The sequence below is a fragment of the Bacteroides sp. HF-162 genome, assembly GCF_015679285.1.
Lineage (GTDB): Bacteria > Bacteroidota > Bacteroidia > Bacteroidales > Bacteroidaceae > Bacteroides > Bacteroides uniformis.
Genome location: NZ_CP064937.1, coordinates 232,244 through 259,215, shown reverse-complemented (window position 1 = coordinate 259,215; position 26,972 = coordinate 232,244). Strand labels below are relative to the sequence as shown.

The window sequence follows — 26,972 nt, the reverse complement described above, 5'->3', positions numbered from 1 at the left end:
AAGCAGGTTTTCAGCTTTTAAGAAAGAGTCGGATAGGTAAAAGTAATCACTGCGATTTCTCCTTCTTCGACATTCTCGGTTTGATAGGTACCTTTGAAATGTTCAAAGAACAACTGGTTGATTTTCTGTTGCACTGATACTTTTTGAGAGGCAAACCTGGGATCGGCTATCGGGCTGTTCTCTATCCGGCATGCTATGATGTGTTTGTCCGGATGGTTGACCAAGAACATGCTGATTTTGCGCGTTTCTTTACAGTCGTTCGGATAAAGCAGCATACTTGTCACTATTTGTGTAAGGCGGTTGACGTCGGTATGGATACGCGCATCTCCTACCTCCACTTGTAGTTTCAGGAGGATATGGCCTTCACTGCGCATTTGTATTAGAAAACCTAGTTCGTTGCACCATTCTTTTACATAACAATCCTGCAATTGAAATTTCATCATATTCGCTTCCAGGCGTGAGAGGTCCAATACGTCGTTTACCAGTTGGATAAGCTCACCCGAATTGGCCTGGATAATACCGGAATACTCTTTTCGCTCTTCTTCATCCAGCTCGTTGTCGGTGGAAAGCAGTTGGGAGAAACCGACTACATTGTTCAGTGGAATACGGATATTATAACTCATATTGGCAAGGAAACGGCTTTTTACTTCGTTGGCTTCTTCGGCAATAATTGCCAATTTACGCATTTCCTTCTCATCTTGTTGCAGCCGCTTCCTGCTTCTATACATATGTAGGTTGAAAAGTAACAAGGCTATAATGATGATAATGGAGGTGACCAGACAGATACGGTGAAAACTGGCTTGCCGCTGTTCTTTTTGGAGAAGCAGTTGGTCCATATTATATAGGCTTTGTATCTGTTCTATCTGTGAGGTGGAGAATACTGTATATAACGAATCTCTTGCCTTGGTTATTTGTTTATAGATAGGAAGTGCGTCGTCCGGAAACCCCATCTTTACTAGTATATCCGCTTTCTGAAGTCCATAAATCATGGCATCATCCAGTGAAATAGGGGTTACAAGTTCAATGGCGTCTTCTAAATAAGCCAACGCTTTGTCGTATTCTTTTGTCAGTTGGTAATATTCGGCATATGCTGCCAAACGTATCAACCGATAAGGAAGAAATGAAGATGTACTGAGATGCCGTTCTGATTGCTGCAAATATTCCCATGCTTCCGCAGGCCGTTGAAGGCGGGTATAGTAAAGGGCGTATTGTAAATCTATGAGCAGATACAAATTGGTATAGCCGTTTGTCAGTACGGTGGTGCCTTCTTCCTGCAATCTATTTTTGGCATTGTTGAGTTCCTCCAGATACCGGAACATGTTGCCATTGTCATGCAGATATGAGTAAGCCAGTACCGCTTTTGTCAATAAATCAATCTGAGTGGCAAGGGAGGAGTCCGGATTTGTCAGTTCAAAAGCCTTGTTCAGGTAGGTGATTCCTTCTTTGTAACGTAAGGTATTGAAATATCCGGTCATCAGGCATAGGCATGTTTCGCGCATACCGTCATGGTTGCCGAGACTTTGAGCTTTGTCGTACATGTCTTGTGCTTGTTTGAGGGCTAATTCAATCTTCTGGCTGATGATATAGCATTCTATCATCATCTTTTTGCCTCTGAAGTAATGGCGGTAGTAGTTGTGCTCTTCAGACAACTGTTCGAGCCTCCTCAGCCATTGTTCTGCACGTTTTTGGTCCAGTAGATTGTAGTAATAAATAATGTGCGCATATATGGCGGCACTCTGGTAATGTACATTTTTCTGAGCGATGGTCTCTTCCAGTAATTTGTTCTCGTAATAGATGAATGTCGGTGACAGTTGGTCAAGCAGTGCTATCTGATATAGAGTTCTCAATCTGGTGGTATCGGCTGGAGAGGCTAGATATATACGTAGCAGGCTATCCTTGACTTCTGCCCGTCGCACATCTGCGTGTGCGGACGGTAATAGCCAGCATAAGGCAATGAGCAATGTAAATATCTGTTTCATTTCTTATGCTCCTTTCTGCCTGTCTGGCTTATGGGGTGGGTGAAACAGAAACGTGAGCCTTCGGTATACTCTGAATCAATCCATATTTGTCCGCCGATATGCTCTATGATAAGTTGGCATATGGAGAGTCCCAACCCACTGCCTTGAGCATTCTCATTCAGCTTTTCAAAACGTTGGAAAATGTTGGCTTGCTTGTCTTTGGGAATGCCGCAACCGGTATCTGTTACGGTGAATAGTACGGTATCGTCCGTTTCTTTTTCCAGCTTTAGGACAATGCTGCCTTGTGGGGTAAATTTGGTAGCATTTATCAGTAGGTTAATCAGGACTTGCTGCAGGCGTGAGTCGTCAGTCTCGATGGGCATTTCTTCCAGCTCGGTGGTGAATGTAAGTTCAGCTTGTGTCTGTTTCACTTTATTCACAGTGTCTATCACATTTCTGCATATGCTTACGGCATCATGTTGTACAATACAGAATTGCAGTTTGCCGAATTCAAGACTCGATAGATCTATCACGTCGTTAATAAGCTTCAGCAATAGTTCTGAGTTCTGTTGGATAACTTCATTGCATTGACGGCGTGTCTCATCGTCCAGTCCCTCTTCCGTCAATAGGGATGAAAAGCCCGATAACGCATTGAGCGGGGTACGGATTTCGTGGCTCATGTTCGAGAGGAACACGCTTTTTGCACGCATGGCATTTTCGGCATTTATCCGTGATGTTGCCAGTTTTTGGGTGGAGAGCTTCACCTTTTCCCGCTGCCTTTTGAGTAGGATGGCAAGTAGAACAAATAACGTTACTAATGCCATCGTTCCTACCAATATGCTGGTTATGATTTTATTGTATTCGTTATTGCTGGCCGTCTCTATCTTATCTACCTGGTATTTTGCCTTTATCGTATTGATTTGCCGGATATAGTTTTGTGAAGCGAGTGTATCTATAGGAGGATACAATTCCTGGTAGATTCGGCAGGCTTCCATGGCCATGCCTTGTATTTTGCAGAGATAGATTTTTTCCAGCGAAGTCCAGCGGTAATAAGTGGAGCGTTTATTACCGGAGTATTCTGCTTGCAATTTGGAGTAGATGTCCAGAGCTTGTTTCCAGTATTGTTTGTCCAAATTTCCCATGGCTCTATAGTAGGCAGCAGTGGTATAATCCAAGTGAAACCGGTAGAACTTTTCTGGGTGCAGTTGGTAAATGGAGTCTATTTTGTGGAGCCAGATGTTTGCTTCATCAAGATAGTCTTGTGAGAGGTGCCCATGGGAAATGGCAAAATTCGTCTTTTCGATGCAGAAAAAGAAGTCTGTCGGGTAGTCAGGCTCTTGATATAATATTTTTTCCAGCTCTTCCAGGATTTTCTCTGCTTCTTCCAGACGTCCTTTCCGTTGCAGAACGTTGGACATTTTTAAAAGAAGCTGTGCCCTATATGGATGCTGGTCTGAAATGTTGGATAGTTCAGTCAAAGCATCCTGGTATGATTCCAGGGCTTTATCCCCCATGTTGGCTATTGTGTTATAGGCGTCTCCAATGGCCTGGTTGGCCACTACCATACCAAATTGGTAGTCTGTAGCTTTGGCTTCTTCGTACATAAGTTGTGCCCGGTTCGTTGCTAAGCTGATATCGCCGCGCAATGTGTAGGCATTGGCCAATTGAAGTTGTAATAGAAAATACGTCGTTCTATCTTCATTTGATTGTAGGGTGGGAAGAAGTTGCTCACTCCACGTAATGACGCTGTCTATGGATATGGAGTCATCATAGAGAACTTGTCTTTTGACCAATGATTGCAGAATACTCTGCTTTTCTTGATTGGCTATTGTATGTGCTGATAAGACAGAAGTATACAATAGCTGCCCCAATAGCATCCATATAATCATTTTTGTTCTCAAATGTTTGTTTGCCTCTTTTGTTTATTATTGGCAAAAATAAATATAAATGAGTAAATAAAAAATTAAATAGATGCTTTTTTCTCCTTTATACTCAATTTGTTAGCAACTTTATGCAGTCGATTGGAAGGAATTAATACAGTTCCAAACCAAACTCTTCTTTTAGTTGTAGTAGGGCACTGTTCTTTTGTGCCATCATCTGGAATTTTTCAACGCGTCCGTAGGCACGTACCTTTTCAGTAGGAGCACTAATCCGGACAGTCATGGTGACTTTGCGGTTCTTTAGCCGGGTACGTAGGTAATTTTGCAGAGTGGGTATCATGCCGGTAAATTCCTTGGCAACGATTTCATTGTCTACTACAGCCTCAAAAGTTGTGTCATTTATTAAAGTGATGCGCATGTTCTGCATGCGCTTGGCTATGGCTACTTGCTCCTTGGGCATACGTCCGGCATACTCCTGCCAGTAATAGTTCAAATCCCTTTCATTGAAGATGTAGTCCTCTTCTGGTTGTGCTGCTTGGTGGGCGGCAGTAGAGTTGGATGAAGGGTTTCTTTGTTCCTCTTCTATATGGGGGCGTTTGATGGATACCCCTAATCCGGACATTTTCATGACCGGAATTTTTTTCTCTTCTCTCCCTTGTGCCATTAATATGGCAGCAGGTGTAGCATGTGGAGTTGTAGTATTGCCATGCTGCGTAGCAGCAGGTTGAGGAGTTCTGTTTGGTTGTACTGCCGGCTGTACAGTTTGTTGGGGCATGGCAGTAGTGGCTTGTGGCTGCTGAACGGCGGCAGGCTGCGTGAATATGGGTTTTATAGCTTGTTTAGGGCTGCGCCCATTGGTACCGTCGTCCTCCTCGGCGGTCAGTTGTGCCACTTGTATCAGAGTAAGCTCTACCAGTAGCCGTTTGTTTTTACTGGCACGGTAGTTCAGGTCACAATCGTTGCAGAGCTTCATGGCACGGTAAAGAAAAGGGAGGGGGCATTGCTGTGCTTGTGCTTGGTAACGTTCGCGGATGCTTGCGCCCACTTCAAGCAACGGCAGTGTCGCCGGGTCTTTGCTGACAAGCAAGTCGCGCAGGTGGGATGAAAGTCCGGTGATGAAGTGGCTGCCGTCGAAGCCTTTGTTGAGCACATCATTCAGTAATAGCAACGCGTCACTGATTTTGTTCTCAAGAAAGAATCCGGTTAGTTTGAAGTAGTATTCATAGTCCAGCACATTGAGGTTTTCAATCACGCTCTTATAGGTGATGTGTCCTCCGGTGAAGCTTACCACCTGGTCGAAGATGGATAGTGCGTCGCGCATACCGCCGTCTGCTTTGAGGGCAATGACATTCAACGCTTCCGGTTCAGCAGTGATACCTTCTTTGGAGGCGACATATGCGAGGTGTGCTACGGTATCTTCCACACCAATCCGGCTGAAATCATATATTTGGCAGCGTGAAAGGATGGTGGGCAGTATCTTGTGCTTCTCGGTAGTGGCAAGGATGAATATGGCATGGCGTGGAGGCTCTTCCAGTGTTTTCAGGAAAGCATTGAAAGCCGAGGTGGACAGCATATGTACCTCGTCAATGATATATACTTTGTATTTACCTATCTGAGGTGGAATGCGTACCTGCTCCACCAATTGGCGGATGTCATCTACAGAGTTGTTTGAGGCGGCATCCAGTTCATGGATATTGTAGGAGCGTTGCTCATTGAAGGCAGTGCAGGATTCACACTGGTTGCATGCTTCACCGTCTGCTGTGGGACTCATGCAGTTGATTGTTTTAGCAAAGATACGGGCACAGGTCGTTTTTCCCACGCCTCTCGGACCGCAAAAAAGATAGGCATGCGCCAATTTTCCGGTGGCAATGGCGTTCTTCAAGGTAGTGGTCAGTGCACGTTGGCCTACCACAGACTCAAAGGTCGAGGGACGATATTTCCGTGCAGATACGATATAGTTTTCCATATTCGGGATATTCTTTGCTTTTTGTGCAAATGTACACAAAAAAAAGAAATCTTTCGGTTATTCCTCTTATCTTTGTGACGTGAAGTTATATGATGGGCAAGTTCCATCATGAATGATAAATTGCTAAATAGTAGATAACGAGATGGATAAACTTGCTTCTCTCTGGTCTTTTGTCCGCAAGCATAAATATTTGATTACGCTTGCGTTGTTTGCTGTAATTATCGGGTTCCTGGATGAGAACAGTGTTGTACGCCGTTTGGGTTACGCCCGGGAAGAAAGCCGTCTGCGCGATGAAATAGAAAAGTACCGCAAGGAATACGAGGAGAATACCGAACGGCTCAATGAACTTGCCGTCGACTCCGGTGCCATCGAACGGATTGCCCGTGAGAAGTATCTGATGAAAAAGCCCAATGAGGATATTTATGTATTTGAAGAAGATATAGAAGAATGAAACAACTGATACCCGCCCTTTTTGCAGTAGGGGCCGTGATGCTCCTGGCTGGAGCTGCCGTTTATATTACGGGCTGGCCTCTTTCACCTTATATATATACTGTCGGTGCTACGATGGTTGCTTTGGCACAAATCAATTCTCCGTCCAAGTGTAAAAGTCCCACCGTCAAACGCCTGCGTCGGCAGCAAATATTCGGTGCACTTTTGCTGGTGCTTACGGGGGCATTCATGCTCTTTACAAGGGGCAATGAATGGATTGTGTCTCTGACGATAGCCGCCATTCTTGAGCTTTACACTTCGGTACGTATTCCACAAGAGGAGGCGAAAGAAGGTTTAAGCTAAATCCGGAACATATATTCTGCATAAACAAGAGGGGCTGAACTCTTTTATAGAGCCAGCCCCTTTCTCATTTAGTTAATCTTCTGCGTTATCCGTCTATCTTTTTACCTTTTCTACTGTCAGAACTGCCGAAGAGATACCTGCCGTTACGTCAACAGTGAACCGGTAAGCAACACCGTTTTCCAAACTTTTGCCTTTTACGAGTCCCAAGTTGCCGGCATCACGTCCATTGGTACCGTCACCTATAAATACTAGGTCACTGGTGGTAGACAAGGCATCGTTTTTATATTCACCTCCCCAACCTTGCTGGTGGAAGAACTTGAAGTTGATGTCATCTGATTTGATTTGCTCTCCCGCTACTACCGTCACCTGATATTTCTTTGCTTCAATCTGTGACATGCAGAGCCCTTTCTCTGTGGTCCAACCTACGGCATTGGTTGCTACTGAGGGCTTACCGATGCCATCACCGATAATCCAAAGGGCACCGGTTCCGTCATCGTTCAGTGTATCGGTACTTGTTCCGTTCATTTTCAATACTTCCAAATAATTTAGGTCCAGATTGGCAATGATACGGTAAGTTCCGTCGATGGGTAAAAATTTCAGTGAACCGTCTTCATTCTTTTTGAAGAAGTCGGGATCTATCCAGTACTGGTTGAAGTTGGGAATATCTGCGGTGATGTTGTCCCCTTGTTTCAGGTTGAGGTCGATGCTGTAATGGTTATCATCCACCATTTCCATTTCAGAGCCGTTCAGTAACAATTTCACGAAAGGGGCGGCCGCATAAGTCAGCGTGTTGAAGGAGATGGAATACTTCCCGGCTGACAGACTGGAGAAAGTAATCTCACTGGAAGTACCTTGTGTGATGGCACCGTTACTCCATCCGAAATTGATTTCATTGCCGTTGGCGCCTACTTTAGGAGCTTTGATGTAACCTTTCACTTTTTGTGCAAATTCACTGGTCACACTATACTGATTGGCTGCGACTTTTTCCATGCGGTATTCTTGGTCTCCGGAAATCAGAGTCAGGTAGGGGAAGTCCGGACGACTCAGCGCCACGTCGTAGTTTTTTTCTGTAATCGTAAAGTTGATGTTCTGCAGGATAAACTTCAGTGTAGCTGTTCCGTTGGGAATGTTTGCCAGATAGGGAACATATATTTTCCCGTTATACTCTTGTCCGCTAACTTTGGTACGGATTACAGTTTCGGAAACCATTTCGTCACTGAAGTATAACTGTGCTTTCAGTGTAGAAAGAGGTACATCTGCGTCCGAAGCTTTGATTGTAAAAGGCAGACTGTCGCCGAACAAGGCTGAAGAAGGTTCTGCCTGAAAGTCCATTGTCGGGTTGCCGGGAACCGGATCGTCATCGCTGCAGGCATTCAGCATGGCTATGCTTGCCAATGCCATCAGATAGTATTTAAAGTTTTTCATTATAATCTTCTGTTTAATTTGTTAGTCTTATTTTTTCCAACGATAAGAAACGACTGCTTTAGCCGGTACTTCGTAGGAGAAGTAGTGAGTGCCGTCACTTACAGTAATTCGTTTGGCATCTGCATTGTTGTTTGCCAATACGAAGGCATAGGTGCCGTCAGTGTTTTCAAAGGCCGAGTAGGTGACCCCATTGGCAGTGTAACCAGTCGTTCCGATACGTACAGCACCTGGTTTCACGACTGAAGACATGTGGCCGATAAGGTAATAATGGGAATTGCGGACAATTTTAGAATAGTTTGTATTGTCGATATCTACTGCACCGTAGCAGGTCTTGCAAGAACCGTCTGAAGGGCTTACCGGTCCCAGGTCACTGTCTAACATCAGGTTCCACACAATGGCACCGCGGCACCAGTTGTTGGCTGTCCCCAATGCTATTTCTTCCATATCGTTAAGCAGACGTGCTTCTAAATCGCGGCCGGAGTTCCAGGTGCCGATGGATGTTTCTGTGAAAAGCAATTCCTTGTTGGGGTAAAGCTTATGGATGTTCAGCAGTTCGGAACGGTTACCGCCATAATTGTGGTAGGCAGCACCTGCAATGTACTGTGAGGCTTCCGCATCATCATAAATCTTGGTGGGGTAACTTTTTTGATCGGCCAGATTGTCGTAGTTATAGTTATGGTCGAAAACATAAATCTTTGTGGCAACTCCGGCTTCTTTGAAAGCGGGACCCAGGCCGGTCTTGATGAAGTCACGGGCTTCTTCCCATCCCATAAACAAGGATGCTGAGTTACCGTGGTTCAGCGGTTCGTTCTGCGGAGTCACAGCGTGGATTTTGATACCTTCCTTTTCGAAAGCTTGTATCCATTTTACGAAATATTCGCCATACGTTCTGTAATATTCGGGGTTCAAGTGTCCGCTGGTCCATGAGTCAAAGGGTACACGTTCTTCCAGGCTTTTCACTTTCATCCACTTCGGACATGTCCATGGAGCAGCAATCACTTTGACAGTAGGATTGATTGCTAGAATTTCCTTCAATATAGGAATTACATACTTGGTGTCTTCCATCGGAAGGGCAAAGTGCTCAAGTCCCTTTTCGTCACAGCAAGTAAATTCACTGAATGAGAAGTCGGAACAACCGATGGCAATACGTACATAGCTGAAGCCGTAGCCTTCTTTATCCGAGAATGTCTCAGTCAGAAACTTCGTGCGGTTCTCTTGTGTCATTTGCATCAGGTTGTAACTGGTAGAGCCAGTAATGGCTGCGCCAAAACCGTCCATTTCCTGATAACGGGTGGTGGGGTCGAGTGTCACGGTAGAAGGTGACATGTTGCTTCCGGTGCCGAAGGCCAGTCCAGACTTTTTCAAGTCGTAAGTACGGCTGGTGTTCGTCACATAGATAGTAACATCTTTTGCCTCTTCTGTAGGTTGGTCTGGTGTAGGAGTGACGTCACTGTCATTATCATTGCCGCAGGCTGCCAATACAGCGAAGCAGCCTAATGCGGTAGTGAATATATTTTTCAAATTCATATTCTATTGATTTTTATATTACTTTTTATTGTTAATAGCCTGGATTCTGTACCAAATTCTCATTCTGGTCAATGGCTCCCTGAGGGATTGCGAGTAGATAAGAGTTTTCATTAAACAAATTCTCTTGTGCAAGGCGGCCACTGTCTTTGGCATAAACGGCGTTCATCACTTCTTCTACCTTATTGAGGCGGCAAAGGTCGTACCAGCGTTGTCCCTCAAAAGCAAGTTCCATACGGCGTTCGTCCATATAAGCTTGGAGCAATGCTTCTTTACTGCTACGGGTGCTTTGTGGAAGTTTACCCAGTCCGGCACGGTTACGGATGCGGTCAATAATGTCGGCTGCACCGTTCAGGTCGGGAGTTTCTCCCATAATTTTGGCTTCAGCCTTAAGAAGTAGGATGTCGGCATATCTCAGATAAATGATACTGTTGAAAGCAGAGCGGCATTTGTACATGAAAGCATAATGGTCTGCCGGATAATAGTTGCTCCATCCGCACTCGTACCATACAACAGACTCATTGTAGCGTTTCGTGTCTCCTTGCTCCTCATAGAGGCGGATAAGGTCGCGGGAAGGAGTAATCCATTTGGCCCAGGTAAAGCTTTCATCCCAGTTGCTTAAGTTGCGGCCAAACATCCACGTACACCAGTTACCTGAACCAGGAGGAAAATGAGCTTCGAGAATAGCTTCTTTAGTATTGCGTACCCGGCAGTCTTTTTTTTCTGTATCATAAGCCCAAAGGTCGCTGAAGTCTTCTACAAGGTCGAAGCCGTCGGCAGCCAATTCGTCGGCATATTTAATAACTTTTGCATAATCGCGCAGAGGCTTTTCTGCATAGACTTTGGCAAGCATGGCACGTGCCACCGATTTGGTAAGTATGCTCTTGTCGGATGCATCGTTTGTCGGTGTGTTGGGGTTTTCCACAGCTTCAGTCAAGTCTTTTTCTATTTGGGCATAAGCCTCTTCAGCTGTATTCTGTGGAGGAAAGTAGGTCGGGTACATCTCTTCTACGTTGTCTTCGGTGATGTCACCACCCACGGTAGTGATGACAGGGAAATTCCCCCATAAACGTACCATATCGAACATTACCATGGCACGGAATATCTTGGCTTGTGATTGATATTTGTCACGTTCACTGTCGCTGAGGGCCTTGAGTTGCTCACAGCCTACGATGATACGGTTGGCTTCGGCAATATCACCCAGAAAACGGTCCCAGTCACGTTTTAGTACGGAATTAGATCCTTCAATGGAATTGGTTTCATAAGGTACTACTTCTGCACCCGTTGTTCCGGCGTATGCATTGTCGGAGTGGGCGTCACCGATAAGCAGTTTGTCGACATACCAGTGCTCCTGCTGGTCGCGGAATTTTTTATGAAGGGTTACCATTGAGGTTTCCACATCTTGCACACTGTTGAAAATAGGTTTTTCATCTGTTTTGTCCACTCCTTCCGTTACATCCGAGTAGCTGTCTACCGGATTATAGTCTAGATCACATGAGGTTGCGGTTAGTGCCAACAGTACACCGCAAGCTATACTTTTATATATATGCTTTGATTTCATAAGTTATTTCTTCTTTTTTTTTAGAATTCAACATTGATACCGAAAACGAATGCTTTACTCTGTGGATAGGTTCCATAGTCGATACCTTGTACGGAACCGCTGTTGCCATATTGGTTTACTTCAGGGTCCATACCGGAATAACTGGTCCAGGTTAGCAAATTGCTTGCAGTGAAGTAGGGTTGTACGCGGCTGATACCCCATTTCTTAAACTGGCGGCAACGGATGTTGTAAGAGAGTGAGATGTCTTTGACACGCAGATAACTGCCATCTTCTACAAAGTAAGTGGAGTTCTTGATGTTGAAGTTGGCTCTCGGAACACTGGTAATCTGTCCGGGAATCCTCCATCGTTTCAAAACTTCTGTTGATTGGTTTTTACCGTCATACATACCTTCGGTTTCCATGCGGGACACATTGAAGATGTCGTTTCCGTAGCTTCCTTGAATGAAGATGCTCAGACTAAGGTCTTTCCAAGTAAAAGTGTTCGTCAATCCGTAGATGAAGTCGGGATTCGGATCGCCGATATAGGTACGGTCAGAAGTGGAAATTTTGCCGTCTTCGTTGAGGTCGCGATAAATCAAGTTACCGGTTTCGGGATCTACACCGTCACTGATGTAGCCGTAGAAGCCACCCAAAGGACGTCCCGGTTCATTGCGTACGATGTTTTCCTTTACTACCTCGGCACTGCTTGCTGCTGTATAGACTTTTTGTAATGATAGCTTAGTCAGCTTGTTCTTGTTGAAAGATATGTTGAAGTCTGTGTCCCAAGAGAATTCGCCGGTCAGGTTGTGAGAATTGAGTGAGAATTCAAACCCTTTATTGGTCATCTCGCCTTCATTACGGGTGATGCTGGTAGTTGCTGCTGCACCTGCAGGCAGACTTACATTCATCAACATGTCTGTTGTCTTCTTGTAATAGTAATCCATGCTGAAGGTCAGTCTATTGTTCAGCACAGTTAAGTCAAGACCGATGTTGGTTTGGCTGGTGGTTTCCCATTTCAGGTCACTTGTTCTAAGGTTGGCTTGGCTGATACCGGGAACTGCATGGTCGTTGCCTTCTTCAAACCACGGTATGCGGTTGATGTTGTAGCGTTGCAGATATGAGTAATCACCTATGCCGCTTTGGTTACCGGTCTGTCCCCAGCCGCCGCGAAGCTTCAAGTCATCAATCCAAGTAATGTCTTTCATGAATTTCTCTGACGAAATACGCCAGGCAGCCGAGAAGGAGGGGAAAATGCCCCAGCGATGGTCGGGATGCAGCTTGGATGAACCGTCGGCACGCATGTTCATGGTAAGCATGTACTTGCTGTCATAATTGTAGGACACACGGGCAAAATAGGAAGAGATAGCCCACTGTGAGGCTCCTGATCCGGTACCGTCCCATGAAATTTTATTGGCGGCATTCAGAGTGTGTATTTTATCGTCCCGGAAGTGTGAACCATTAATATAGCTGTTGGTATAGTCTGATTTGGTGTAGGAAGAACCTGCCATGACGTCGATGCCATGTTTCTTGATGTTGGTGTTGTAAGTCAATACATTATCGAAAACCAATACGGTATTCATGTTTCGGTTGTCAGAGGCTGTTCCGAAACTGTTGCGTCCGTCGGTAGTTGATATTGGATCGAGAAATGTAGTGCTTACACCGTTGCGGCGGTCCAGTGCTACAGATGATTTCAACTTCAGGTTGGGCAGGAAGCTGATGGTAGCGGCTCCGGATGCGATGAGGCGGTTTTCCTTGTTTTTGTTGTTTTTCTGGCGGGCTAGGTTTTCCATCGGGTTCATGATATTTACCCCATAGAAGTTCTTATTGTATTGATTCGGCTTTTCAGGGTCCCAAATAGGAGCATAGGTCGGTGTATTGATAACCGAAAGGACTACACCTCCACGGTTGGCACCTGTTCCGGAAATGATGCCGGTGTTTCCGATGTTATCGGAGTAGGAGATATTGGCACTTACATTCAGCCAACTGCGTATTTGGTTGTCGATATTGGCACGGAAGCTGTATCGTTTGAAGTACGTACCTTCCAAAATTCCTTTTTCATCCAGATAACCGGCAGAGAGGAAGTATTTCATCTTTTCGTTTCCGTTAGACACGGACACTTGATAGTTCTGAGTCTGTCCGGTTTTGTAAACCTCGTCAAACCAGTCTGTTTGGTCTGTTAAACCTTCAAGGTCAGCGGGATTGACGGCGCCAATCTCTTTCTGTAATTCACGGTATTGTTCTGTATTCAAAGCCTCCATGCTTTTGGCCACTTTCGTCATACCATATTGTACGTTCAGTGCTACTTTGGCATTGCCTTCTGCTCCGGCTTTGGTCGTAATTAGTACTACACCGTTGGCTGCACGCGAACCATAGATGGCTGCCGATGAAGCGTCCTTTAAGATAGAGAGGCTTTCGATATCATTGGGTGATAAGAAGTTGATATTGTCTACAGGTACACCATCCACTACGTAGAGCGGGTCGTTGCTACCATTGAATGAGGTGGTACCACGTACACGGATACTCATACCACCGCCCGGTTCGCCGCTGGGCTGCATAACCGACACACCAGCTGCTTTGCCTTGTAGGGCTTGGGCGGCCGATACAATGGGGCGCTGATCCAAATCCTTTGTAGAAACCGTAGATACGGCAGTGGTTACGTCTTTGCGTTTTACACTTCCATAGCCGATGACTACCACTTCGTCCAGCAGTTCGTTGTCTTCCTGCAATGTGACATTCATGTTGGTGGTTGCTTTTACCTCCATCGTTTTATAGCCGATGAAAGATATTACCAGTGTGGCATTTTGTTCTACACTTAGGGAAAACTCTCCGTCTAGATTGGTGACAACACCGTTTGTTGTTCCCTTTTCCAATACAGATGCGCCGATGACCTCCAGGCCTGCGGTATCTACTACTTTACCCGTAGCTGTCAATCGTTGGGCAAATGCATTTGTTGACATTAGCAGTACGAGTAATGTCAGAAGGAGCTTGTAACTCCGCGTAAGAAGATTTCTTGTAATCATTCTCATAGTACTTTTATTAAAAGATTTGATTTATTTAGAAAAGTATGTTCTAATAGGGATTAGTTGTTTTTCCATAGTACACTTTCCTTTCTGTTTGCAAAGATAGTGGACAACCCTATTTGTCTGATAGGTGGGTAATGTGTGGAAGTAAGTCTGTATAAAATTTAAATATCATAAAATCAGTGTATTATAATGTTTGTGGTTAGTGGGTAAAGTAAAGGTTTGCTACGATGGAAGTAGGTTTGGACATACTGTGTTATTACTTCAAACGATCGAAATAGCTCTTAATTTTAGTGTACTTTTTTAGGGTAGAAGTAGCTTATCTTTAGATAGATTAATTTATCTTTGTGCTCTCTGCTTTATGTAAATAATAGAAATGAAAAGAAAAATCATAGCTTTGCTGTTTTTGCTGGTGGGGTGTACTTTCCTGAATGCGGCACCTTACAGTGAAAAGATAAAAGAACTACTGGTACGCCTTGACTCTCTGATTGCGCAGAAAAACACGTTTGTTATGCTTAAAGAGGCGAAGATTGCTCAGTTGCACAAGCTTCAAAAGGATGTGCGTACTTTGGAGGAGAGATATTGGCTGAATAAAAATCTTTATGATGAGTATTGTGTCTATAATGCCGATTCTGCAATGAATTATGTGGTAGATAATTTGGATATAGTTTATAGGCAGAATGATAAATACCGGCAGATGGAGTGGAAGATAAAAAAGTCTTTTCTGTTGGCTGCCACCGGTTTGTTGAAAGAAGCCCAGGATGAATTGCGCGGAGTTTCAGGCGGTTCGCTCCCCAAAGAATTGTTAGTGGACTATTATGGACAAATGCTGTATCTGTATTCGCATTTCAATCAGTATACCGGTAGTGAAATGGCCACTTTGCATGAACATTATGCACAGTTGGAACGTGTTTACAAAGACTCCTTGAATATGGTTCTTACCCCTGAACATCCCTTGTTCTTGTGGTATAAGGGGCAGGTAGTGCAAGGTACGGACAGTATGTATGTTTTTAAGGAGCGTTTGCAGAAGGGAATCTTTAATTCTGCATTCGATACTCGGCGTGATGCCATGAATGCTTACGTGCTGGCTTGCTTTTATCGCGAGTCCGATGAGCAAGAAAATTATCTGACTTACCTGATATATTCTGCTATGGCCGATGTACGTATCTCCAATAAAGATATTGCTTCGCTGGAAGAGCTGGCGGGGGTGCTTTTTAGTTTGGGTGATATTGACCATGCCTATGTCTACATGAGTTACTGCTTGCAGAATGCCTTGGCATATCGGAACCGGGTGAGAGTAGTAGGCATCTCTGCGGTGCAGGACACCATTCATCAGATTTATCAGGAACGTAATCAGAAGCAAGAAGCGCGGTTACGTATGTATTTGGTATTGGTCAGTGTCTTGTCCTTGATATCCTTGTTTGCTTTTCTGTATATATATAAGCAGATGAAGCGGTTGAAGCAGTCGCGCCAACAGCTGAATGAGGCAAACAACCGCTTGAATAAGCATGTGGAAGAACTTTCGAAAATGCACGGACAAGTGGCAGAAACGAATGTACAGCTTACTTCTTTGAATGAACAGCTGAGAGATACCAATAATCAGCTTCGTGAATCCAACTATGTGAAGGAGGAATACATAGGTTATGTTTTTTCCATTTGTTCCAATTATATCAGCAAGCTGGATGAGTATCGGAAAAATATCAATCGTAAGCTTAAGGCAAATCAGTTGGAGGATGTGAAAGCATTAACCGATACTCATTCTATGGCACAGAATGAGCTGAAAGAGTTCTATCATAACTTTGATGCTATCTTCTTGCACATTTATCCGGATTTTGTAAGTGACTTCAATGCCTTGCTCCATCCTGACGAGCAGATTGTGCTAAAAGATGGTGAGTTGCTGAATACGGAATTGCGCATTTATGCTTTGGTGCGTTTAGGTATCACTGATAGTGTGAAGATTGCCGAATTCTTGCATTATTCACCTCAGACCGTTTATAATAATCGTTTGAAGACACGTAATAAGGCTATCATTCCTCGGGAAGAGTTTGCTGCCGCTGTGCGTTCTTTGGGTAGGGCACAGAAGTGGACTTGATAAAGGCTTCTACTGATTGTCGCTGTATGACGTATAGATGGTAGCTAAGAATTAGGATACAAACTGCGATGTACCACCTTATTTTTCCCTAAGAACTAATCCTTCCACACCCGTGTTTCTTTCTTACCACAGCTGTGGTAAGAAAGAAACACGGGTGTGGAAGGAAAGCAACATATCTGTGGTGAGAAAAGTTGTTCATTAGTTCCCGTTTAGTTTCCGTGCTTTCCGGATGTAGCCTTTCGCAGGTTTATTGTCAGTTCTCTTTGTGATTCGCAAGCGCGGTGCCGGCCGTTCAGTGGTCTATGTCAAGGTATGAATTGGAGCTTGTATTGCGCGCGCGTATATATATAATGTGTCCCTTCCTTTCCTTATCCCAGTTTCCTTTAAAAAACATGCTTTAAAACATATCTATCAATCAGTGAGTTATGAAAAAGTTCATGGAATCTCTCAAAAAAAACCGTGTATAAATTTTGCAGATGTCCATAAAAGGCCTACTTTTGCATCCGCTTTCGGGAACGAAGGCGGCGATGTTTTGACATTCTGACAGTAAAACGGAGCGGTAAGCTTCCATTTTTCTCTTCTTTGCCATCGGTTTCTTCCGGAACTTCGGCCTTGGAAAAGAAAAATGAAAAAAAACTTCTGAAAATATTTGGAAGTTATGCTTTAAAGTTCTTACCTTTGCACCCGCTTTTGAAAATGAAAGCAGCGCGAGTTGACATTCTTTTAAAAGAAACGGTGCCTGGTTCTTCTTTCTTTTTCTTTTTGCCTCCCTTTCGACAAGAGAGACGACGAGGAAAGAGAAAAGAGAGAAAAAAAAGAAAAAAAACTTCCGAAAATATTTGGAGGATATACTTAAAAGTTCTTACCTTTGCATCCGCTTTCTGAAAAGAACAGCAATCGTGAAACGAGCGATCTTTGAACAGATTTACATAAACAATACAAGTAGTACAAGAGCAAGGCTTTTCCTTATCAATGGGGAATTGCCTTGGGTAAAACAAGAGAACCGTCAATACTTATTTTATATAGGTAAAGATAAACTTTTGAATTCGAGCGTCCTGAACAGATAACAAGCTGTCGCATTTTGATTTTTTTAATTTGCGCAGTCACGATACTTTTACAATGAAGAGTTTGATCCTGGCTCAGGATGAACGCTAGCTACAGGCTTAACACATGCAAGTCGAGGGGCATCAGGAAGAAAGCTTGCTTTCTTTGCTGGCGACCGGCGCACGGGTGAGTAACACGTATCCAACCTGCCGATGACTCGGGGATAGCCTTTCGAAAGAAAGATTAATACCCGATGGTATATCTGAAAGGCATCTTTCAGCTATTAAAGAATTTCGGTCATTGATGGGGATGCGTTCCATTAGGTTGTTGGCGGGGTAACGGCCCACCAAGCCATCGATGGATAGGGGTTCTGAGAGGAAGGTCCCCCACATTGGAACTGAGACACGGTCCAAACTCCTACGGGAGGCAGCAGTGAGGAATATTGGTCAATGGACGAGAGTCTGAACCAGCCAAGTAGCGTGAAGGATGACTGCCCTATGGGTTGTAAACTTCTTTTATACGGGAATAAAGTTAGGCACGTGTGCCTTTTTGTATGTACCGTATGAATAAGGATCGGCTAACTCCGTGCCAGCAGCCGCGGTAATACGGAGGATCCGAGCGTTATCCGGATTTATTGGGTTTAAAGGGAGCGTAGGCGGATGCTTAAGTCAGTTGTGAAAGTTTGCGGCTCAACCGTAAAATTGCAGTTGATACTGGGTGTCTTGAGTACAGTAGAGGCCGGAATTCGTGGTGTAGCGGTGAAATGCTTAGATATCACGAAGAACTCCGATTGCGAAGGCAGCTTGCTGGACTGTAACTGACGCTGATGCTCGAAAGTGTGGGTATCAAACAGGATTAGATACCCTGGTAGTCCACACAGTAAACGATGAATACTCGCTGTTTGCGATATACAGTAAGCGGCCAAGCGAAAGCGTTAAGTATTCCACCTGGGGAGTACGCCGGCAACGGTGAAACTCAAAGGAATTGACGGGGGCCCGCACAAGCGGAGGAACATGTGGTTTAATTCGATGATACGCGAGGAACCTTACCCGGGCTTAAATTGCAAATGAATGTTCTGGAAACAGATCAGCCGCAAGGCATTTGTGAAGGTGCTGCATGGTTGTCGTCAGCTCGTGCCGTGAGGTGTCGGCTTAAGTGCCATAACGAGCGCAACCCTTATCGATAGTTACCATCAGGTTATGCTGGGGACTCTGTCGAGACTGCCGTCGTAAGATGTGAGGAAGGTGGGGATGACGTCAAATCAGCACGGCCCTTACGTCCGGGGCTACACACGTGTTACAATGGGGGGTACAGAAGGCAGCTACACGGCGACGTGATGCTAATCCCTAAAACCTCTCTCAGTTCGGATTGGAGTCTGCAACCCGACTCCATGAAGCTGGATTCGCTAGTAATCGCGCATCAGCCACGGCGCGGTGAATACGTTCCCGGGCCTTGTACACACCGCCCGTCAAGCCATGAAAGCCGGGGGTACCTGAAGTGCGTAACCGCGAGGAGCGCCCTAGGGTAAAACTGGTGATTGGGGCTAAGTCGTAACAAGGTAGCCGTACCGGAAGGTGCGGCTGGAACACCTCCTTTCTGGAGTGACGTCTCGACTCGATCGTTGGTTCTTGAAGTTATGCTTCCATAAGAACCTCTTGTACTGCGCGTACTTGTTTATTAAAATATACGAGAAAAGTAGAAGCCGAGCCGTAAGGCGAGGGTTTGACTGACAGTCCTATAGCTCAGTTGGTTAGAGCGCTACACTGATAATGTAGAGGTCGGCAGTTCAACTCTGCCTGGGACTACTTCTCAGTTGGTGACCGACCGGTTACGATTTAGCGGGTCTTTCATCAATGGTGAAGGGGGATTAGCTCAGCTGGCTAGAGCACCTGCTTTGCACGCAGGGGGTCAACGGTTCGAATCCGTTATTCTCCACTTCTCAAGATTAGGCATTATTTTAAATTCTTAATTCCTAATCCTTGACAACGATCTTTGACATGATGTGACCAAAAAAAGTAAAGTTGAAAGCTGAAAGTATATATCGACCATACGTGATCGGTAAGACAAAAAGTAAGTAAGGGCACATGGCGGATGCCTTGGCTCTCGGAGGCGATGAAGGACGTGATAAGCTGCGATAAGCCGCGGGTAGGTGCAAATGACCTTTGATCCGCGGATTTCCGAATGGGACAACCCGATATCCTGAAGGGATATCATCCCGCAATGCGGGAGGCTAACGCAGGGAACTGAAACATCTTAGTACCTGCAGGAAAAGAAAATAAATAATGATTCCCCCAGTAGTGGCGAGCGAACGGGGAACAGCCCAAACCATCCATGTTACGGCATGTGTGGGGTTGTAGGACCACGTTGTGGCAAGAAAGTTGGTGAGCAGAATGTTCTGGAAAGTACAGCCATAGAGCATGATAGCTGCGTATGCGAAGCCAACCGAAGCCTAGTGGTATCCTGAGTAGCGCGGAGCACGAGGAATTCTGCGTGAATCTGCCGGGACCATCCGGTAAGGCTAAATACTCCCGAGAGACCGATAGTGAACCAGTACTGTGAAGGAAAGGTGAAAAGCACTTCGAACAGAAGAGTGAAATAGTTCCTGAAACCATGTGCCTACAAGCGGTCGGAGCACTTTTAGTGTGACGGCGTGCCTTTTGCATAATGAACCTACGAGTTACTTTTTCCGGCGAGGTTAAGGATCTCAGATCCGCAGCCGAAGCGAAAGCGAGTCTGAACAGGGCGTATAGTCGGAAGGAGTAGACGCGAAACCAAGTGATCTACCCTTGGGCAGGTTGAAGGATGGGTAACACCATCTGGAGGACCGAACCAATAAGCGTTGAAAAGCTTCTGGATGACCTGAGGGTGGGGGTGAAAGGCTAATCAAACTTGGAGATAGCTCGTACTCCCCGAAATGCATTTAGGTGCAGCCTTGACTTATACTGACATGAGGTAGAGCGACTGATAAGATGCGAGGGCTTCACCGCCTATCAAGTCTTGACAAACTCCGAATGCGTGTCAGTTCTATGTCAGGAGTGAGGGCATGGGTGCTAAGGTCCATGTCCTAAAGGAGAACAATCCGGACCAACAGCTAAGGTCCCGAAATGAATACTAAGTTGAACTAACGAAGTCAGATTGCTAAGACAGCTAGGATGTTGGCTTGGAAGCAGCCATTCATTTAAAGAGTGCGTAACAGCTCACTAGTCGAGGAGTTTGGCGTGGATAATAATCGGGCATAAGTATTCTACCGAAGCTTTGGGATGAGAAATCATCGGTAGGGGAGCATTCCACTCAGCGTCGAAGGTAAGGCGTGAGCCTTGCTGGAGCGTGTGGAAAAGCAAATGTAGGTATAAGTAACGATAAAGGGGGTGAGAAACCCCCTCGCCGAAAGACTAAGGTTTCCTGATCAACGCTAATCGGATCAGGGTAAGTCGGGTCCTAAGGCTCAGCCGAACGGCGAGGCCGATGGCAGAACCGGTTAATATTCCGGTACTACCTTAAGGAGTGACGTGGAGACGGAGTCGTGACAGCGCCGCGGACTGACGGAATAGTCCGTTGAAGGGTGTAGATGTTGATTGTTCCAGGCAAATCCGGAATGAGAGTCGAACCTGACAGTATGGAGCGTCCTTCTGGACAATCCAATAGTGCGTGTAATCATACTTCCAAGAAAATCCGCTAAACTTAATCCTTACGGTACCCGTACCGCAAACGGACACACGTAGTCGGGTTGAATATACTAAGGCGCTTGAGTGATTCACGGTTAAGGAACTAGGCAAACTGACCCTGTAACTTCGGGATAAAGGGTCCTCAAGCAATTGAGGCGCAGAGAATAGGTCCAGGCAACTGTTTAACAAAAACACAGGGCTGTGCAAAATTGAAAGATGAAGTATACAGCCTGACACCTGCCCGGTGCTGGAAGGTTAAGAGGAGACGTCATCGCAAGAGAAGCGTTGAATTGAAGCCCCAGTAAACGGCGGCCGTAACTATAACGGTCCTAAGGTAGCGAAATTCCTTGTCGGGTAAGTTCCGACCTGCACGAATGGTGTAATGATCTGGACGCTGTCTCAACCGTGAGCTCAGTGAAATTGTAGTATCGGTGAAGATGCCGATTACCCGCGATGGGACGAAAAGACCCCGTGAACCTTTACTATAGCTTAACATTGAATTTGGGTAATTGATGTGTAGGATAGGCCGGAGGCTTTGAAGCGGGCACGCCAGTGTTCGTGGAGCCGCTGTTGAAATACGGCCCTTTGATTATTTGAGTTCTAACCCGCTGTTGCGGGGACACTGTTTGGTGGGTAGTTTGACTGGGGTGGTCGCCTCCAAAAGCGTAACGGAGGCTTCTAAAGGTGCCCTCACGACGATTGGTAACCGTCGGCAGAGTGTAATGGCATAAGGGCGCTTGACTGGGAGACTCACAAGTCGATCAGGTAGGAAACTAGAGCATAGTGATCCGGTGTTTCTGTATGGAAAGGACATCGCTCAAAGGATAAAAGGTACTCCGGGGATAACAGGCTGATCCCTCCCAAGAGCTCATATCGACGGAGGGGTTTGGCACCTCGATGTCGGCTCGTCACATCCTGGGGCTGGAGAAGGTCCCAAGGGTTGGGCTGTTCGCCCATTAAAGTGGCACGCGAGCTGGGTTCAGAACGTCGTGAGACAGTTCGGTCTCTATCTATCGTGGGCGCATGAAATTTGCGTGGCTCTGACACTAGTACGAGAGGACCGTGTTGGACTGACCTCTGGTTTACCGGTTGTGCCGCCAGGTGCATTGCCGGGTATCTAAGTCGGGATTGGATAAGTGCTGAAAGCATCTAAGTACGAAGCCAGCCACAAGATTAGATTTCTCAGGGTCGTTGTAGACTACAACGTTGATAGGACGCAGGTGTACAGGCAGCGATGTCATAGCCGAGCGTTACTAATTGCCCGTTCACTTTTTGCCTTGCCTTGTATGGAGGTATATACGTTCAGCCATAAATGAATGCTTTGCTTTTTTCGCATCATGTCTACCTTATTCAGGTGACTACAGCACCGGGGTTCCACCTCTTCCCATTCCGAACAGAGAAGTTAAGCCCGGTCACGCCGATGGTACTGCGTAACAGTGGGAGAGTAGGTAGTCGCCGTTTTTCAGAAGAAGCCTCCGTGTCTGATAAGGATACGGAGGCTTCGTTCGTTTACATATATCTCCTCTAACATTCCGTTTCTACCGCTAATCACTATACCTTATTATATATAATTATTCATCGTATGTTCATCAGATTAATTCCCGAATTAAGGTACTAAATGAATGATTAAAAACGCTTAGTTCGTTTTCTTTACATATACTTGGATGCTGGTATGGATTGTTCTTGTGTTTTAGTTCATGAGTTTTCTGCTGATTTGTAGTGATATCTGGGTGAAATGAACATAAAAAAATGAATATTTTACTCTAAATACTACATAATGAGGATAATTATTCGTATCTTTGTCGCCCGAATAAACAAAAGAAGCTTTGGGAAAGTTTGATAAATACAAAATAGACCTGAAAGGTATGCAAGCAGATTCATGCAAATATGAGTTTGTGCTAGACAACCTTTTCTTTGCCAATATTGATGGACCGGAAGTGCAGAAGGGTAAAGTCAATGTGGTGTTAGTTGTAAAGAAAACATCTCGTGCTTTCGAATTGAACTTCCAGACAGACGGAATGGTGTGGGTGCCATGTGACCGTTGTTTGGACGATATGGAACAGCTTGTCAGCTCGACAGATAAGCTGCTGGTTAAGTTCGGTCATGAATATGCCGAAGAAGGTGACAATCTCATAGTAATTCCCGAAGAGGAAGGTGAGATTAATGTAGCATGGTTTATGTACGAGTTTGTAGCTTTGGCCATCCCCATGAAGCATGTGCATGCTCCGGGTAAGTGTAACAAGGCAATGACCAGCAAATTGAGTAAGCATATGCGCACCACTCCGGATGATGATATGGCTGAGGATACATTTGCTCCGGAAGAAGAGGTGGAGCTGATGAATGAAGAAGAAACGCAGGTAGACCCGCGTTGGGACGAATTAAAGAAAATATTAGATAACAATTAAAGATTAAAGAAAATGGCACATCCTAAGAGAAGACAGTCAAAAACAAGAACTGCGAAGAGAAGAACTCATGATAAAGCAGTAGCTCCTACACTGGCTATTTGCCCGAATTGTGGTGAGTGGCATGTATATCATACTGTATGTAGTGCATGCGGTTACTATAGAGGTAAGCTTGCAGTTGAAAAGGAAGCTGCCGTATAATTACGGTCAGTTTGACTAAAACTTATACTTGAATATCGGGCGTCTAAAAAGATTTGTAATTTAATAAGCAAACCTTTTTAGACTACCGTTGTTTCAGTAGTTCTATAAGTAAACAAGATTTTAATGGAAAAAATAAATGCAGTAATTACAGGAGTCGGCGGTTATGTACCTGATTACGTCTTGACAAACGACGAAATCTCAAGAATGGTGGATACCAATGACGAATGGATTATGACTCGTATCGGAGTAAAGGAAAGACGTATCCTGAATGAAGAGGGGCTAGGTAGTTCCTATATGGCGCGTAAAGCTGCCAAACAGCTGATGCAACGTACTGGCGCAGACCCGGATGATATAGATCTGGTGATTGTAGCTACTTCTACTCCGGATTACCACTTCCCTTCTACAGCTTCTATTTTGTGTGATAAGCTAAGGCTGAAAAATGCATATGCTTTTGACTTGCAGGCAGCCTGCAGCGGATTTCTCTATCTGATGGAGACTGCGGCCAATTTTATCCGTTCTGGTAGATATAAGAAGGTTATCATTGTGGGAGCCGACAAGATGTCGTCAATGGTTGATTATACAGATCGTGCTACTTGTCCTATCTTTGGAGACGGCGCTGCAGCTTTCATGCTCGAGCCGACAACAGAAGATGTAGGTATTATGGATGCTATTCTGAGAACCGACGGCAAAGGTTTGCCTTTCCTGCATATGAAAGCGGGTGGTTCGGTTTGTCCTCCCTCTTATTTTACTGTAGACAATCACATGCATTACATTTATCAGGAAGGACGTACTGTGTTTAAGTATGCCGTATCCAATATGTCGGATGTTAGCGCGGCAATTGCCGAGAAAAACGGTCTGACAAAGGATAGCATTGACTGGGTGATTCCGCACCAGGCCAATCTTCGTATCATCGATGCTGTGGCACATCGTCTGGAAGTTCCTCGTGAGAAAGTGCTGATTAATATCGAACGTTATGGCAATACTAGTGCTGCTACGTTACCTCTTTGCATCTGGGACTTTGAAGATAAGCTGAAGAAAGGCGACAACCTTATTTTCACTGCATTCGGCGCAGGATTTACCTGGGGAGCTGTGTATGTGAAGTGGGGATACGACGGAAAGAAGCAGTAACATGCTATTGCTGAATATAATATGATAAAAACGCATCCTATCTCGATTCGATGCGTTTTTTTGTCTCAATTCAAATACTGAAGTCATGCACAAAGCAGGTTTTGTAAATATCGTAGGAAATCCGAATGTAGGCAAGTCCACATTGATGAATGTTTTGGTAGGTGAGCGTATTTCTATCGCCACTTTCAAGGCGCAGACCACCCGTCATCGGATTATGGGCATCTATAATACGGATGACATGCAAATTGTGTTTTCGGACACTCCGGGTGTATTGAAGCCAAACTATAAGTTGCAGGAGTCCATGCTGAATTTCTCCACTTCGGCATTGGCGGATGCGGATGTGTTGCTGTATGTGACAGATGTGGTTGAGACTCCCGACAAGCATAATGATTTTGTGGAGAAAGTAGGACACTTGGACGTTCCGGTATTGCTGCTTATCAATAAGATTGATTTAAGCAACCAGGAAAAGCTGGTGGAACTGGTGGAAGCATGGAAGGAATTGCTGCCGAAGGCGGAAATTATTCCTATCTCTGCTACTTCGAAATTTAATGTGGATTATGTCATGAAGCGGGTGAAGGAACTGTTGCCCGACTCACCTCCCTATTTCGACAAGGATCAGTGGACGGACAAGCCGGCGCGTTTCTTCGTGACCGAAATAATCCGTGAGAAAATTCTGTTGTACTACGATAAGGAAATCCCTTATTCGGTGGAGGTGATGGTAGAACAGTTTAAGGAGGAGGCAAAGAAGATTCATATCAGTGCCGTAATCTATGTGGAGCGTGATTCGCAAAAAGGTATTATCATAGGCAAGCAGGGGAAGGCTTTGAAGAAAGTGGCTACTGAAGCGCGCCGTGATTTGGAGAGGTTTTTCGGGAAAACGATATTCCTGGAGACGTTTGTGAAAGTTGATAAGGATTGGCGGAGTTCGGACAAGGAACTGCGTAATTTTGGTTATCAGCTGGATTAAGAGTTATTCATACGACTGTGACAGTCGCAAAAAACAAAGAGTGTGAACTATGGGAAATTTAGTTGCAATCGTAGGACGTCCCAATGTGGGAAAGTCTACATTATTTAACCGTCTGACCAAGACACGTCAGGCAATTGTGAATGAGGAAGCGGGAACCACCCGTGACCGCCAATATGGAAAGACCGAATGGTTGGGACGTGAGTTCTCCGTGGTAGATACCGGCGGTTGGGTAGTGAACTCTGATGATATTTTCGAAGAAGAGATTCGTAAGCAGGTATTGATGGCGGTGGACGAAGCCGACGTGATACTGTTTGTGGTGGATGTGATGAACGGGGTTACGGACCTCGACGAGCAGGTAGCTGCCATCTTGCGTCGTGCCAAGAAGCCTGTGTTGCTGGTTGCCAATAAGACTGATAATCATGAACTGCAATACAATGCCCCTGAGTTCTATAGCTTGGGTTTGGGTGACCCTTATTGTATTTCTGCTGTAACGGGTAGCGGTACGGGCGATATGATGGACCTTATCGTCAGCAAGTTCAAGAAGGAATCTGATGAAATTCTGGACGAGGATATTCCCCGCTTTGCAGTAGTGGGACGCCCTAATGCCGGAAAGTCTTCCATAGTCAATGCCTTTATTGGAGAAGACCGTAACATCGTGACGGAGATTGCCGGTACCACGCGCGATTCTATCTATACCCGCTACAATAAATTCGGTTTTGATTTCTACCTGGTAGATACGGCGGGTATCCGTAAGAAGAACAAGGTGAATGAGGATTTGGAGTACTACTCCGTAATCCGTTCCATTCGTTCCATTGAGAATGCAGATGTATGTATTTTGATGGTAGACGCTACGCGTGGCATCGAAAGCCAGGATTTGAATATCTTCTCCTTGATACAGAAGAATGCCAAGGGGCTGGTGGTTGTGGTGAACAAGTGGGACTTGGTGAAGGACAAGACTGTGAAGGTGATGAAGACTTTCGAAGATGCTATCCGCAACCGTTTCGCTCCGTTTGTGGATTTTCCTATCATCTTTGCTTCGGCACTGACCAAACAGCGTATTCTGAAGGTATTGGAAGAGGCGCGTGATGTGTACGAAAATCGTATGACGCGTATTCCGACAGCTCGTTTGAACGAGGAAATGCTGCCGCTTATCGAGGCGTATCCACCCCCTTCAATTAAGGGTAAGTATATCAAGATAAAGTATATTACGCAGTTGCCCAATACCCAGGTGCCGTCATTTGTTTATTTTGCAAATCTTCCACAATATGTGAAAGAGCCTTACAGACGATTCCTGGAAAATAAGATGCGTGAGAAATGGAAGTTGACCGGAACTCCGATAAATATCTATATCCGGCAGAAGTAAAATAT

16 protein-coding genes, 2 tRNA genes and 3 rRNA genes are annotated in these 26,972 nt (G+C 45.1%); 14 read left to right on the top strand and 7 right to left on the bottom strand.

The features are described 5' to 3' along the window. Positions 1–17: 17 nt before the first annotated feature. From ITJ87_RS01030 to ITJ87_RS01020, 3 genes are all read right to left on the bottom strand, one after another. Positions 18–1,979: a HAMP domain-containing sensor histidine kinase gene (locus ITJ87_RS01030; RefSeq protein ID WP_117967004.1), complete on the bottom strand. Its 1,962-nt coding sequence runs from the start codon at positions 1,977–1,979 to the stop codon at positions 18–20. Beyond that, positions 1,976–3,847, bottom strand: coding sequence for a sensor histidine kinase (locus tag ITJ87_RS01025; RefSeq protein ID WP_117967001.1), 1,872 nt, complete (start codon positions 3,845–3,847; stop codon positions 1,976–1,978). The genes ITJ87_RS01030 and ITJ87_RS01025 overlap by 4 nt, the downstream gene beginning before the upstream one ends. Positions 3,848–3,989: 142 nt before the next feature. After that, positions 3,990–5,804, bottom strand: a complete 1,815-nt coding sequence (locus ITJ87_RS01020) for a DNA polymerase III subunit gamma/tau (protein ID WP_117967039.1) — start codon at positions 5,802–5,804, stop codon at positions 3,990–3,992. 142 nt (positions 5,805–5,946) lie between these two features. Between ITJ87_RS01020 and ITJ87_RS01015 the strand changes: the two genes are divergently transcribed. Both ITJ87_RS01015 and ITJ87_RS01010 read left to right on the top strand, forming a co-directional pair. Beyond that, positions 5,947–6,255 carry a septum formation initiator family protein gene (locus ITJ87_RS01015; RefSeq protein WP_005824736.1) on the top strand — a complete coding sequence of 103 codons (309 nt, stop codon included), beginning with the start codon at positions 5,947–5,949 and terminating at the stop codon, positions 6,253–6,255. Beyond that, positions 6,252–6,596, top strand: a complete 345-nt coding sequence (locus tag ITJ87_RS01010) for a hypothetical protein (RefSeq protein ID WP_117601294.1) — start codon at positions 6,252–6,254, stop codon at positions 6,594–6,596. Before ITJ87_RS01015 ends, ITJ87_RS01010 begins: the two co-directional genes overlap by 4 nt. A 93-nt stretch (positions 6,597–6,689) precedes the next feature. Here the strand turns inward: ITJ87_RS01010 and ITJ87_RS01005 are convergent, their stop codons facing one another. Genes ITJ87_RS01005 through ITJ87_RS00990 form a run of 4 tightly spaced genes read right to left on the bottom strand, consistent with a single transcriptional unit; the run spans position 6,690 to position 14,042 of the window. Then, positions 6,690–8,021: a DUF5125 domain-containing protein gene (locus ITJ87_RS01005; protein ID WP_117966998.1), complete on the bottom strand. Its 1,332-nt coding sequence runs from the start codon at positions 8,019–8,021 to the stop codon at positions 6,690–6,692. Positions 8,022–8,048: 27 nt separating this feature from the next. Continuing rightward, on the bottom strand, positions 8,049–9,548 hold the full coding sequence (locus tag ITJ87_RS01000; protein WP_117601292.1) for a glycoside hydrolase family 30 beta sandwich domain-containing protein: 1,500 nt from the start codon (positions 9,546–9,548) through the stop codon (positions 8,049–8,051). A 31-nt stretch (positions 9,549–9,579) separates the two neighbouring features. Then, positions 9,580–11,106 (bottom strand): RagB/SusD family nutrient uptake outer membrane protein, encoded by a 1,527-nt coding sequence (locus tag ITJ87_RS00995; protein ID WP_117966995.1) that lies wholly within the window; start codon positions 11,104–11,106, stop codon positions 9,580–9,582. A 20-nt stretch (positions 11,107–11,126) separates the two neighbouring features. Next, positions 11,127–14,042, bottom strand: a complete 2,916-nt coding sequence (locus tag ITJ87_RS00990) for a SusC/RagA family TonB-linked outer membrane protein (RefSeq protein WP_370293446.1) — start codon at positions 14,040–14,042, stop codon at positions 11,127–11,129. A 439-nt stretch (positions 14,043–14,481) separates the two neighbouring features. Between ITJ87_RS00990 and ITJ87_RS00985 the strand changes: the two genes are divergently transcribed. From ITJ87_RS00985 to der, 12 genes are all read left to right on the top strand, one after another. After that, the gene (locus tag ITJ87_RS00985; RefSeq protein ID WP_117601289.1) at positions 14,482–16,197 is read left to right on the top strand and encodes a DUF6377 domain-containing protein; all 1,716 of its coding nucleotides are present in this window, start codon (positions 14,482–14,484) and stop codon (positions 16,195–16,197) included. A gap of 612 nt (positions 16,198–16,809) precedes the next feature. Continuing rightward, entirely contained in the window at positions 16,810–17,082 is a 273-nt protein-coding gene (locus ITJ87_RS00980; RefSeq protein WP_165853578.1) for a hypothetical protein, read from the top strand. Between the two features lie 231 nt (positions 17,083–17,313). Beyond that, a 16S ribosomal RNA gene (locus ITJ87_RS00975) occupies positions 17,314–18,837 on the top strand. 135 nt (positions 18,838–18,972) lie between these two features. Beyond that, a tRNA-Ile gene (locus tag ITJ87_RS00970) sits at positions 18,973–19,046 on the top strand. A 56-nt stretch (positions 19,047–19,102) separates the two neighbouring features. Then, positions 19,103–19,176, top strand: a tRNA-Ala gene (locus ITJ87_RS00965). Positions 19,177–19,305: 129 nt separating this feature from the next. Further along, positions 19,306–22,183: ribosomal RNA gene (locus tag ITJ87_RS00960) — 23S ribosomal RNA — on the top strand. 73 nt (positions 22,184–22,256) lie between these two features. Next, positions 22,257–22,367 (top strand): 5S ribosomal RNA (gene rrf / locus ITJ87_RS00955). The 16S, 23S and 5S rRNA genes sit together here with 2 tRNA genes alongside, the layout of an rRNA operon. Before the next feature lie 365 nt (positions 22,368–22,732). Continuing rightward, on the top strand, positions 22,733–23,311 hold the full coding sequence (locus ITJ87_RS00950; RefSeq protein WP_005829530.1) for a DUF177 domain-containing protein: 579 nt from the start codon (positions 22,733–22,735) through the stop codon (positions 23,309–23,311). 12 nt (positions 23,312–23,323) lie between these two features. Beyond that, positions 23,324–23,509, top strand: coding sequence for a 50S ribosomal protein L32 (gene rpmF / locus ITJ87_RS00945; protein ID WP_072546213.1), 186 nt, complete (start codon positions 23,324–23,326; stop codon positions 23,507–23,509). Positions 23,510–23,632: 123 nt separating this feature from the next. Continuing rightward, on the top strand, positions 23,633–24,637 hold the full coding sequence (locus ITJ87_RS00940) for a beta-ketoacyl-ACP synthase III (protein ID WP_005829534.1): 1,005 nt from the start codon (positions 23,633–23,635) through the stop codon (positions 24,635–24,637). 85 nt (positions 24,638–24,722) lie between these two features. After that, positions 24,723–25,604, top strand: coding sequence for a GTPase Era (era, locus tag ITJ87_RS00935; RefSeq protein WP_016274452.1), 882 nt, complete (start codon positions 24,723–24,725; stop codon positions 25,602–25,604). 49 nt (positions 25,605–25,653) lie between these two features. Next, on the top strand, positions 25,654–26,967 hold the full coding sequence (gene der / locus ITJ87_RS00930) for a ribosome biogenesis GTPase Der (protein ID WP_005829538.1): 1,314 nt from the start codon (positions 25,654–25,656) through the stop codon (positions 26,965–26,967). The last annotated feature ends 5 nt before the right edge of the window (positions 26,968–26,972 follow it).

Excerpts from the sequence above, each read along its gene's own strand:
- ITJ87_RS01005 (WP_117966998.1), bottom strand. The coding sequence starts at position 8,021 with ATGAAAAACTTTAAATACTATCTGATGGCATTGGCAAGCATAGCCATG.
- der (WP_005829538.1), top strand. The coding sequence starts at position 25,654 with ATGGGAAATTTAGTTGCAATCGTAGGACGTCCCAATGTGGGAAAGTCT.
- ITJ87_RS01010 (WP_117601294.1), top strand. The coding sequence starts at position 6,252 with ATGAAACAACTGATACCCGCCCTTTTTGCAGTAGGGGCCGTGATGCTC.
- ITJ87_RS00990 (WP_370293446.1), bottom strand. The coding sequence starts at position 14,042 with ATGTCAACAAATGCATTTGCCCAACGATTGACAGCTACGGGTAAAGTA.
- ITJ87_RS01000 (WP_117601292.1), bottom strand. The coding sequence starts at position 9,548 with ATGAATTTGAAAAATATATTCACTACCGCATTAGGCTGCTTCGCTGTA.
- ITJ87_RS00940 (WP_005829534.1), top strand. The coding sequence starts at position 23,633 with ATGGAAAAAATAAATGCAGTAATTACAGGAGTCGGCGGTTATGTACCT.
- rpmF (WP_072546213.1), top strand. The coding sequence starts at position 23,324 with ATGGCACATCCTAAGAGAAGACAGTCAAAAACAAGAACTGCGAAGAGA.
- ITJ87_RS01030 (WP_117967004.1), bottom strand. The coding sequence starts at position 1,979 with ATGAAACAGATATTTACATTGCTCATTGCCTTATGCTGGCTATTACCG.
- ITJ87_RS01015 (WP_005824736.1), top strand. The coding sequence starts at position 5,947 with ATGGATAAACTTGCTTCTCTCTGGTCTTTTGTCCGCAAGCATAAATAT.
- ITJ87_RS01025 (WP_117967001.1), bottom strand. The coding sequence starts at position 3,847 with ATGATTATATGGATGCTATTGGGGCAGCTATTGTATACTTCTGTCTTA.
- ITJ87_RS00995 (WP_117966995.1), bottom strand. The coding sequence starts at position 11,106 with ATGAAATCAAAGCATATATATAAAAGTATAGCTTGCGGTGTACTGTTG.
- era (WP_016274452.1), top strand. The coding sequence starts at position 24,723 with ATGCACAAAGCAGGTTTTGTAAATATCGTAGGAAATCCGAATGTAGGC.
- ITJ87_RS01020 (WP_117967039.1), bottom strand. The coding sequence starts at position 5,804 with ATGGAAAACTATATCGTATCTGCACGGAAATATCGTCCCTCGACCTTT.
- ITJ87_RS00985 (WP_117601289.1), top strand. The coding sequence starts at position 14,482 with ATGAAAAGAAAAATCATAGCTTTGCTGTTTTTGCTGGTGGGGTGTACT.